Origin of the sequence: Halobacillus rhizosphaerae (assembly GCF_046719735.1) — a bacterium.
In the GTDB taxonomy this organism is placed as follows: domain Bacteria; phylum Bacillota; class Bacilli; order Bacillales; family Halobacillaceae; genus Halobacillus_B; species Halobacillus_B rhizosphaerae.
The window spans coordinates 46083-57651 of the sequence record NZ_JAUTWQ010000011.1; the positions used below are offsets into that span (position 1 = coordinate 46083).

6 protein-coding genes are annotated in these 11569 nt (G+C 44.1%); 2 read left to right on the top strand and 4 right to left on the bottom strand.

Translation table 11 applies throughout. The features are described from left to right. Positions 1–10 precede the first annotated feature (10 nt). Complete coding sequence (locus Q7A53_RS13020) at positions 11–535, top strand: RNA polymerase sigma factor (RefSeq protein ID WP_411789602.1); 525 nt, start codon at positions 11–13, stop codon at positions 533–535. Between the two features lie 135 nt (positions 536–670). Here the strand turns inward: Q7A53_RS13020 and Q7A53_RS13025 are convergent, their stop codons facing one another. Next, positions 671–2305 carry a thiamine pyrophosphate-binding protein gene (locus tag Q7A53_RS13025; RefSeq protein ID WP_411789603.1) on the bottom strand — a complete coding sequence of 545 codons (1635 nt, stop codon included), beginning with the start codon at positions 2303–2305 and terminating at the stop codon, positions 671–673. Between the two features lie 18 nt (positions 2306–2323). Beyond that, positions 2324–5137, bottom strand: coding sequence for an EAL domain-containing protein (locus tag Q7A53_RS13030; RefSeq protein WP_411789604.1), 2814 nt, complete (start codon positions 5135–5137; stop codon positions 2324–2326). Between the two features lie 215 nt (positions 5138–5352). On the opposite strand from Q7A53_RS13030, the gene Q7A53_RS13035 reads away from it, so the two are divergent. Next, entirely contained in the window at positions 5353–5577 is a 225-nt protein-coding gene (locus tag Q7A53_RS13035; protein WP_411789605.1) for a DUF3892 domain-containing protein, read from the top strand. Positions 5578–6270: 693 nt separating this feature from the next. Here Q7A53_RS13035 and metH read toward each other — a convergent pair. Next, a complete protein-coding gene (gene metH / locus Q7A53_RS13040; protein WP_411789606.1) occupies positions 6271–9723 on the bottom strand; it encodes a methionine synthase in 3453 nt (1150 codons plus the stop codon). Continuing rightward, positions 9704–11566, bottom strand: a complete 1863-nt coding sequence (locus Q7A53_RS13045) for a bifunctional homocysteine S-methyltransferase/methylenetetrahydrofolate reductase (protein WP_411789607.1) — start codon at positions 11564–11566, stop codon at positions 9704–9706. The genes metH and Q7A53_RS13045 overlap by 20 nt, the downstream gene beginning before the upstream one ends. Between the last annotated feature and the right edge of the window lie 3 nt (positions 11567–11569).

The following is an 11569-nucleotide window of genomic DNA, read 5'->3' on the forward strand; positions in this document are numbered from 1 at the left end:
GGCAGGCACAGTGAAGCAGGATTTTAATTACATTTATGAAACGTATTATCAAAGAGTGTTTCGGGCAGCTTTCAGTTTGACTAAGGATCAGGGACTTGCTGAAGATGTTCTGCAGGAATCTTTCCTGAAAGCTTACCACAAACTACATTTAATAGAGGATGAAGCCAAAGTGGGGGCGTGGCTGACGACGATTGCGAAACGTACAGCGATTGATTTATTACGCAAAGAAAAACGTACGCCTGTACTGTCCCTTGAGGAGACCTGTTTACCGGAGCATCAACTTGATTTTTCTGAGTCTGCGGTAGAAAAAGAGATCGAAGAAAATGATATTCGTCAGGGGATTAAGGAGAAGATCAATACTTTACCAACTAAACTAAGAAAAGTATTTCAACTGAAATATTATGGCGAGCTTCAGGAAAAAGAAATTGCTTCTGCACTTAAGCTTACCAATTCAGCAGTAAAGTCGCGATTGTTCCGAGCGAGAAATAATTTAAAAACAAAAGTATTAGATGTAGCAGGAGAACAGTCTGCTTAAGTGAGTGTGAATCAAATTGTTACAACACAACGACCCCGAACCAGGTAGATTGGTTCGGGGTCGTTGTGTTTAGCGTTAAGTAAAGGATTGCTCGCTCCCATGTTAGATGCTAAGCAGAGCTTAACGGGAGCTTTGTTATTTACCAAAGGAAGAAAGGAATTTCACACGGTCCCCCATGGGTGGTACATTATCATCAACCAGCGCGATCTCTAGGATCGCTGGACCATCGGTTTGAAGAAGCTCTTCCAAAGTTTCCTGCTTCAGTTCATCTAATTGCTCTACACGCTTATTCGGGATTCCCAACGCTTGTGCCATTGCAGCTACGTCCACAGCTTCTTGACCAAACCGTTCATGTACTCGTTTATATTGAAGGGCGTGGCCATGGTGAACCATTCCAAGTCTGGCATTATTCATAACGATAAAGAGGACGGGAATCTGATACTCCTTAGCTGTCAGAAGCTCCATTCCATGCATAAAGAAACAGCCATCTCCCGTGATACTCACTGTCGGACGCTCAGGCTCAGCTAGTTTAGCTCCGATGGCACTGCCAATACCGCTTCCCATTGCCCCGAAATGAACATTAATATCAAAGCTGTCCTCCCATAGTACATTCATATGGTGAATGACATAGGACATAAACTCGCCGATATCGATTGTATACCGGGTCGATTTCGGAAGCATGTCCTGCAGTGAACGCAATACATTTTGCGTGTTAAATTCAGCAGATGGGCTAAGAGTGGCAGGGGCAGTTTTTGAATATTGGTGCGGTTTTAATCCTGCCTGTTTTAATCCTGCAGTTAACCCGCTCACACTGACGCCTGCATCTCCATGAATAGCTAGATCTACCGGATATTTGCGGTTAAATACTGTCGGATCTAAATCAATCTGCACCGTGAACTTATCTTTGTTTATGTTTGTATTGTAATTGTTGGTTGCTGTTTCTCCGAGGCTTGATCCCACAATCAGAACGGCTTGTGTATCTGCTTCGTTTACAAGCTCAGAGGCTGATTCATGCCCGGCAAATCCAAATACGCCTTTAAATAAAGGATGATCTTCTCTCATTAAACCTTTGGCCTGGGGAGTACAGACAATCGGCCAGTCCAGCAGTTCTGCAAGCTCGATCACATCTTCTGTACATCCTCGAATGCCTTGCCCGGCAAATATGTAACCTTTAGAAATCGTTGATAGTTTATTCACCGTCTGCTCAATGAGCTGGTCATCGGGGAGCAGCGGAGTGCGGGCAGGGAAATCAGGCAGCTGTGGTGGTTCAATATTCGTCAGCTGAACATCGATTGGCATAGCGATATGAACTGGCCCCGGTACACCGGATAGAGCGATTGTAACGGCTCTATCAATTTCCGTTAATAGCTCTTCTGCTGAATCTACCCTTTTGCTGTATTTTGTGACGGGAGCAAAGAGTGGAGAAGCATCTAATTCCTGCGAAGCATTTAATCCCACCGTATCTACAGGCACGGAACCGGTTAAGAAGAGGATTGGCAGGTGTTCGCGCATGGCATTAGCGGCACCGGTAATTAAATTGGTTCCCCCGGGCCCGCTGCTGGCAATACATACACTTAATGATTGAGAATATTTCGCGTATGAGGCAGCCATATAGGAGGCCGCTCCTTCATGCTTCGTAACAACCGGAGTAATAGCAGGGAGATCATAAAGCTCATCAAAAAAGGCATTCACCGAACCGGCAGGAATCCCAAAGATATGGGAAACTCCTCCGGATTGTAAGTAATCTAATACAGCACGTACTGATTTCATAATTCATTTGCTCCTTTATTAATTGTTGTTTATGACTCTTAAGGGCTGCTTTAAAAAGTGGGCTTCTTCTAAAGGCTGGCTGAAATAGTAACCCTGGATGAGTGTGCAGCCATGTTCAATAAGGAAATCGAGCTGATCTTTGGTTTCTACACCTTCTGCAATAACTTGCAGCTGTAAACTTTTTGCTAAGGTAATGATGGTATTTGTAATTGCCGCGTTGTTGGGATTCGTCGTGATGTCGTCAATAAATGATTTATCAATTTTTAAAGTATCCACTGGGAAATCCTTTAGGTATCCAAGTGAAGAGTAGCCCGTGCCGAAATCATCAATGGATATTTTGATCCCGAGCTTCTTCAGCTGATGAATCGTGGTTAAGGTCTTTTCGGTATTATGAATAATCAAGTTCTCCGTAAGCTCCAGTTCTAAAGAGTGGGAAGGGAGCCCGGTTTCTTCCAGAATTCCTTTAATGCGGCAAATGAGCTGATCCTGGTTAAATTGCTGAGGAGATAAATTGACGGATACACCAAGTGAAGAATAGCCCTGATCATGCCAAGTCTTCGTTTGCTGACAGGCTTGCTGCAGCACCCATTCTCCTATGGAGAGGATCAGTCCTGTTTCTTCTGCGAGAGGAATGAAATCCTTTGGCGCAAGCAGCCCGAGCTTAGGGTGTTTCCAGCGAACCAGGGCCTCCGCACCTGTAACTGTGTTCGAAGCAGTATCAACTTTAGGCTGGAAATAGAGTACGAATTCATTCTGATCCAACGCTTTATAAAGATCGTTTTCCAATTGAATACTTTCCAGGGAACGGTCTTCAATTTCTGGGCTATACACTTGATATTTATTACCGGTTTGTTCCTTGGCTTTATACATAGCCACGTCAGCATTTTTAATAAGTAAGTCAGCAGTCACGCCGTGTTCAGGGAAAATACTGATGCCGATACTCGTTTTGATGGCAATTTCCTGTTCCTCAATGAGAAAGGGCGAGGAAAAGGAGTGCAGCACCTCCTCTGCACAGCCAATAGCTTCCTGGCGGTCCTTCACGCTGGGCAGTAGGATAATGAATTCATCTCCGCCTTGTCTGGAAACCGTTGCTTCTTTAGGAATGGCAGCAGTTAAGCGGTGTGCTACCTTTTTCAAGACAATATCTCCAAACCCATGGCCGAATGTGTCATTAATTTTCTTGAAGCGATCTAAATCCAGGAAGAGTACGCTTAAAGGACTATCATGGATTTCTGCGTACGTTAATGCCTGGCTTAACCGGTCATGAAACAGTACCCGGTTAGGGATATTCGTGACACTGTCATAGTAGGCGTGGTATTTAATTTTCTCTTCCATCTGTTTACGGGAAGTTATGTCTTTAAATGTGACCACATAGCCGACGACCCCGCTGTTTTGTTTCTGTGGGGTGATCACATATTCAACAGGGAAGCTGGATCGATCTTTTTTAAAGAAAAATTCATCAGAATGATCACTGTTCCGCTGTGTTTTGAAATTTGCCGGGAAGGATTTAGAGTAATCCTGTTTCTCTGAAAACCTCCAGTCAAAGATATACTGATAGGACTGGCCAATTAATTCTTCTTGGTTTTTATAGCCGAGAATTGAAGTAGCGGAAGGGTTGCAGAAGGTGATGTTTCCCTCTAAATCTAACCCGAATATTCCCTCTCCAGCAGAGTTTAGAATGAGTTCTTTCTCATGGCTGAGTTGTTTTATTTCTTTAACAACCTGTTCTAGCTCTTCATTTTTCTTAGTTAATTGTGAAGTGCGATCATTAATAATTAACTCCTGTTTCTCAATGTAGAGGAGGTTGGAAAGAACCGGTGCTGTAGCGTCCACGATCGATTCTGCAAGCTGCATAGCGGATGGGGGATAAATGTAGCCTTTCTCCTTAAGGTTCACAATGGCCACTGTCCCCAAGACCTCTCCCATAGCGATCAGCGGAATCATATATATCCCTTTAATACCAAACTTTCTACAGGCTTTATGGCTCGGACGTGGGTCTGCAAAAGAATCTGGAATTAGAATCGACTGCCGGGTTTCTATAACTTCACGAAAGACGAGGTCCTGGGAATGGTCCAGTTTCAGGAGGCTGTGGGTTTTCTTCCATTCCTCCTCTGTCCAATCACTATCCTTACTTAAGCTGGCAGCATGAATTTGGCGTTCTGCCACAGGATCTAGAAAATGGGCTCCGATGTTGGGGTTCTTTAACACTTTTCCAAGATAATCAAAACAGCATTCTAATGCTTCCTGCAGGTTAGAACAAAGAGATAATTCTCGAGTGACGTTCAGCAGCAGCTGTTTATCTGCAATTAAATCTTCTTTTCTCGTCAAGTTATTAGCGTTTCTAAGGGCTACAGCCGCCATGTTCACATAAGCTTTCACTGTTTCAATTTCGGAATTGGTTAAGTTCATGGGGATACCGTAGTCAAACAAAAAGACCAGCCCATAAAGTTCCTGCTCCTGTGAGATAGGGAGGACAAGTAAAGAATTGATTTTAAACGCTTGAATAACTCTCTGATCCGGCCGGTCATCTTTCTTAGTATCTGGGATGTAAATAGCTTCTCTGGTTTCGATCACTTCTTTAGCAAGTAAGTCTTGTGCAGGATCAACAATTTGCTTATCAAGACTCATTCCATTAATTAGTGCTGGTTTTCCAACGAAGCCCTGATATGTCCCGTCTTCTTGAGGTAAATAGATGCCCACGGAGTCACACTGTACAATTTCTTCAGATATAGCAGTTACGACATGCTCCAATACCTCATATAGGTCTAGTTTCGTGTTGATGAGTTTAGTAATTTGTGCGAGACGCGAATATCTGGATTGTTCATCAGACATCGGAAAACCTCCAAGTTGTATGTTATTTGATAAAATTCGACTTTTTTACTAGATTTCCTGCTTTTTTATTCAAATTTTACATAAATAAGGGTTAAAAAGATTTATTTTTTGATGGCATCTGGGTCGTTATGAGCAGTAAAAGAGAGGGTGTATTTACATTATCGGCTGAATAATATTAATTTTGACTTCCATACTAAGGTCAAGGAGGCGATCGTATGGCAGAACAAATAATAGCAGTTCGTAAAAATAGTGAGGGAAGTATTGTGGAAATGAAGCTTTCTTCAGGTAAAGTGGTGGGTTATAAGGAAGCTCAGCAAATGGCAAGGGAAGGGCAGATTGAACATGTGAATTTGTTTAAAGGCAGAGATGGGGATGAACATTTGCGCAGTGATCCTGATGGGGATGTTTCCAACAACCTGGATAACCTTCCTGGGTTTTAGTAGGAAAAGGTTATCCTTAGAGTGGTGATTTTCTTGTGTGAATATCATTTTGGATATCCGTTATTTCTCTATTCTTGAAGACTCAGTTTAGAACCATTTTGAAGATTTCCGTTACGTTATAGAGAGTTAGAGGTCGGGGGAATAACTCGGCCAGCTCCATCGCCCAGACACTCGCGTCATAAGCAGGAACATCAACGGAATGAAAAAGCGCATCCCTTTTGATGTTCCTGCTTATGCGAGTCGTGTCTACCCGGACGATTGCGCATTTGTACACTTTCCATGGGCGGCCGGTGAGCTTCCTTGGGCAAATTGCCTTGTGGGATCTCACCTGTCCTATCCTCCCATAGGAGTCTCGCCATTCCCCCGACCTCTTTATGTTTAAGGGAGAACGGAAATATCAATAGCTGATGTTCGTATAAAATCTCTATAAAAAAGAAATAAATACACCGTTCTTCTAAATGACAGTGTCACGCTATCGATATACTAACTTTCGAATGAACCCGAGGCATCTTTTTTCCTAAATAAGAGTAGCTGTTCAAATCCTAGTTATCTCGAAATCAACTGTCGGTTCAGTTTTTTAAATGAATGGGGAGCAATTATTAATAACATTGAAGTTTAAAGAAAAAAACAGGGTCAGAAGATTTTTTCTTCTGACCCTGTTTTTATTTACTTCGCTGTGCTGTAGAGCTCTTACTAATGGACATTAAAATAACGAGCTTCTGGATGAGCAAATACCATCGCTGTGACAGAAGCTTCCGGCTCCATCATACATTCCTCTGTTAATTCAATTCCAATTTGCTCAGGCTGGAGCAGTTTAAACAATTTTCGCTGATCCTCTAAATCAGGGCAGGCAGGGTAGCCAAAGGAATAACGCTGGCCCTGATACTTAGCAGAAAAACGTTCCTGCATCGTGAAATCTGTAGGATCAGGAAATCCCCATTTGTCACGCAGCAGCTGGTGAACATGCTCAGCCAGACCTTCAGCAGTTTCAAGTGCAAGCGCCTGCAGGGCGTGGCTTTTTAAGTAATCGCCATTATTTTTGAGTTCTACCGATCGATCTCGAATCCCCTTCCCGGCTGATACCGCAAAAAACGCAGTATAATCCATTTCATTACTGGAAACCGGACGCAGATAATCGGCGAGACAAAGGTGAGGATCACGAGCTTGCCGTGGAAAAGTAAAACGTTCGATCACGGTTTGCTTGTCTATGGGGTCATAAATGATCACATCATCTCCATCTGACTGGGCAGGGAAGAAGCGGTACAGGGCAGATGGTTTAATCCAGCCTTCTTGACTGGCCTTCCTTAATAATTCATCGACGACTTGTTTTAAGTGAAGAGCCTTCGGATTATTTTCTTCTAATAACTTTGTGATCTTTCCCTTTAATCCTAGATGGTGACCTAATAACATTTGCTGATTAATAAAGGGCTCGATATGAGCGATCGAATGATTCTTAATGACATGCTGCTTAAAATCATTAGGGAGATACACAGGCACATTGGTGGCTACCTTGGATTTAGGTTTCTCTGCCACAGCGGTTGCTGAAGCTGCAGCTTGCTGCTTTTCACTTCCTGCCGCTGCTTTAGCCTGTTTCTCTGATTGTTCCTGGAGTAAAATTTCCCGGTCTTCTTTATTGCTCAGCTTGTTTGAGATGGTAAGTCCATTCATGGCGTCTTTCGCATAAAAGACCGGTCCCTTATACTGAGGGGCAATCTTAGTATGGGTGAACTTTCTCGAAAGGGCAGCGCCCCCTACAAGGATCGGCAGAGAAATTTTTTGCTGAGTTAAATCCTGCGCCGTTAACACCATTTGCTGTGCTGACTTCACAAGTAATCCTGAAAGACCAATAAAGTCTGGTTTTTCCTGGTTTATTTGTTTGATTAAATCCGAAGGGGTCACTTTAATTCCGAGATCGACTACTTCAAAACCATTGTTGCTCAAAATGATTTCAACCAAGTTCTTACCGATATCATGCACATCGCCTTTTACTGTAGCTAGGAGGACTTTCCCTTTTTTATTAGAGTGATCATCCTTTTCCATGTGGGGTTCAAGAAATGCAACAGAGGCTTTCATGACCTCCGCGCTTTGAAGCACCTCAGCGACAATCAACTGGTTATCATTAAATAATCGACCGACTTCGGCCATGCCCTTCATCAGGGGTCCATTGATGACTTCAAGGGGAGTGTTGTATTGACGAAGGGCTTCCTCAAGGTCCGGAAGAAGCCCTTCTTTCGTGCCTTCCACCACATAATGGGCAAGCCGTTCCGCTAAGGTCATGGTAGAAGTAGGGACTTTTACTTCTTTTTTCTTTCCCCGGTAAAAAGCTGTGAAATCGGCAAGCGTCTGGTCCGTGGTGTGAAAAAGCAGTTCATCTGCCTGTTTAATTTCGGCTTCAGAGATGGAAGCATATCGCTCCAGCTTCTCGGTATTTACAATCGCATAGTCGAGTCCAGCTTTTGTACAGTGGTAAAGATAAACAGCATTTAATACTTCTCTGCCTACCGGAGGCAGACCAAAGGAAACATTACTAATCCCTAAAATGGTCTGGCATTCGGGCAGGTGATCTTTAATGGATTTAATTCCTTCAATCGTGGCTTCTGCTGAACCAATATATTGCTCATCCCCCGTACCAATAGGGAAGACAAGCGGATCGAAAATAATATCAGAAGGGTGCAGGCCATAATCTTCCACTAAAAGATCATGAGATCGTTTGGCAATTTCTAGTTTTCTTTCAGCGGTTACACCCATCCCTGTTTCATCAATCGTACCAACCACAACGGCAGCTCCGTATTGCTTCACTAGTGGAAGAACTTCTTTGAAACGTTCTTCGCCATCCTCCAGATTGATGGAATTGATAATGACTTTTCCTTGCGAATAAGTCAGCGCTTTTTCAATAACTTCTACATCAGTGGAATCAATGATAAGCGGTACTTTTACTTTATTTACAACTTGCTGCATGAACGCTTCCATGTCATTGGCTTCTTCCCGGTCAGGATCGGCGAGGCAGATATCAATGACCTGGGCCCCCTTTTTCACTTGGGCTCTTGCTACTTCGGATGCTTCTTCAAATTTTTCTTCGGCGATCAGCCGCTTAAATTTTCGAGAGCCAATCACATTCGTTCTTTCCCCGACAAGAATCGGCCGGCTGCTTTTGTCTTCATAAATAAAGGGTTCGATTCCCGACACTGCATGAGGGTGAGTAGCGGGTGCGGTTCTTGGTGTAAAACCTTGAACCACTTGTGAGAGAGCTTTAATATGAGCGGGCGTAGTGCCGCAGCAGCCTCCGACAACATTGACCCAGCCTTTTTCCGCAAATCCGGAGATTTTTTCTGCTAAAGATTCAGGTGTTTCGTGATAGTTTCCTTCTTCATCCGGTAAGCCCGCATTCGGATAGCAGCTGACGGATGTGGTAGCTAAATCAGAAAGGGATCGTAAATGGTCGCGCATAAACTCCGGACCGGTGGCGCAATTAAGTCCGACTACGGCCGGATTCATATGTTCTAAGGAAAGATAGAAGGCTTCAATATTCTGGCCGGCAAGCGTCGTTCCCATCGGTTCAATGGTCCCGGATATCATGAGAGGTAAGTGCTGATCCGTTTCTATAAAGGCTTTTGTAATTCCAAGGTAGGCCGCCTTAACGTTCAGCATATCCTGGGAAGTTTCCAGCAAGAGAAGATCTACTCCGCCTTTAATAAGGCCTCGGGCTTGCTCCTGATACGCTTTACTAAGTAATTCAAAGGTGGTTCCGCCTGTGACGGATAGGGTTTTGGTCGTTGGTCCCATGGCTCCTGCTACGAAACGAGGATGGTCAGCGATTGTATATCTTGCCGCAGCTTGCTTGGCGATTTGAGCTCCTTTTACATTGAGTTCTTCAGCTAAGTGGCCAAGGTTATATTCATCCAGCACGAGATCAGTAGCTCCAAAGGTATTCGTTTCAATGATATCGGACCCCGCCTCAAGATACGCCGAATGAATGGAATCAAGCAGGGAAGGGTACGTAAGATTTAAGTATTCATTACATCCTTCATATTCTTCACCGCCAAAGTCTTCTGCCGAGAGGGTGGCTTGCTGTAGCATGGTCCCCATAGCTCCATCCAGTACCATGATTTTTTTCTGAAGTTGCTGCTCAAATAATGTGGATACCATTTGAAACCTTCCTTTCTTGTCTTTCCTTCGTCTTTTCCTGAATATAATTTGTTAATTCTACTGTCATTTCGTAGCGGAGAAATGGGGTAATTAAGTAAATGCCGTTAAAGAGATCGAGGGCGGCATCAATTAGAGATTTTGCAATCGCAATGCCTTCGTCTTTCGATAGGGCAGGGTCATCTCTGTATAGGTCCATCCGATCTCTAATTTCTGAGGACAGGGTAATGCCCGGTACTTCATTGTGCAGAAATTCCGCATTGCGTGAACTGGTTAATGGCATGACCCCAATGTAAATGGGAGATTCTATGTGTTTGGTAGCTTCATAGACTTCAAGGATCTGTTCTTCACTGTAAACGGGCTGGCTGATAAAGTAGTCTGCTCCATACTTTATCTTCTTTTCAAGTCTTCCAACGGCGCGGTTCAGGTTGCGCACGTTAGGGTTAAAGGCTGCAGCTACTGAAAAAGACGTTTTTTCCCCCAGTGGTTTTCCTGAAAAAGAAATTCCTTTGTTGAGCTGTTTTATATAATGGATTAAATCAAAAGATGACAAATCATAGACGGAGGTCGCCCCGGGAAAATCGCCTATTTTGGTAGGATCACCTGTAACGGCCAGTACTTCATGAATCCCGAGAGTATGCAGTCCCATCAAATGGGATTGCAGGCCGATTAGGTTGCGGTCCCGGCAGGAAATATGCACCAAAGGGTTAATGTCATATTTTTTATGAATTAAGGTGGCCATGGCGGTATTACTAATCCTCGGAGAAGCGAGGGAATTGTCTGCAAGGGTGACGGAATCAACCCCAGCATCTTTCAATGCCTTCGCTCCCTGGAAAAAGCGGTCGGTTTTCAGCCGCTTAGGGGGATCTAGTTCAACGATAATGGATCTTCCCTGATGAGCAAGCTCATGTAAGTGCGGCTTGCGTTCTTTTTCAGTGACTTCAATAGCAGCAGGCTGCTCCCGGACTGGAATGGTTTTAGAAGTGATGGGCGCCCTTCCTTTTACGGATTCTGCGATCGCTTGGATATGGTCCGGTGTTGTTCCGCAGCATCCGCCGATGAGTCTCGCCCCTTGCTCGTATAACTGGATCGCACTCTTCTGGAAATAGGTGGGGTCGGTTGGATAAACGAGGCGTCCATCCTCATAATCGGGCAGACTGGCATTTGGATAAGCAGAAAGTACAGCTTTTTTGGGAAGCGGGACTTCTTCCAATGCCTGAATCATATGATACGGTCCAAGACGGCAATTAACTCCTACGACATCGGCTCCCAACTCCTCAATCAATTCCAGCGCTTCCGTCAGTGGTGTTCCATCCTGAAGAACACCTGGTTCATGCATGGACACTTGAGCAATAATCGGAAGGTTTGTTTCTTTTTTTGCAATTTCAACCACGGTTAGCAGTTCTTCTAAGTCAAAGTAAGTTTCGAACAAGATCCCATCCACTTCTTCAAAAAGCATACAATAAAGCTGCTCTCGAAAACTCCGCTTAACCTCTTCAAGAGGGGTGGTTTGTTTCTGAATGCCGCGGATACCTCCCACTGTTCCTACTACATAACTTTGATTCTGGGCAGCCTCTTTAGCAAGCTTGATGGCGGCTGTATTGATTTCTTTAACTTGATCCTCCAAACCATAGCGGGCAAGCTTTACATAATTTGCCCCGTAGGTATTTGTCTGGATCACGTCAGCTCCCGCGTGAACGTAAGCTTTATGAACGTTCAGCACTTCTTTGGAGTGGGAAAGATTCAGTTCTTCAAAGCAGAGGTCAATGCCGTATGAATAGAGCAAGGTCCCCATGGCCCCGTCTCCGATAAGTGTCCGCTCTTGCAAGGCTTCATGAAGTTTCACGAG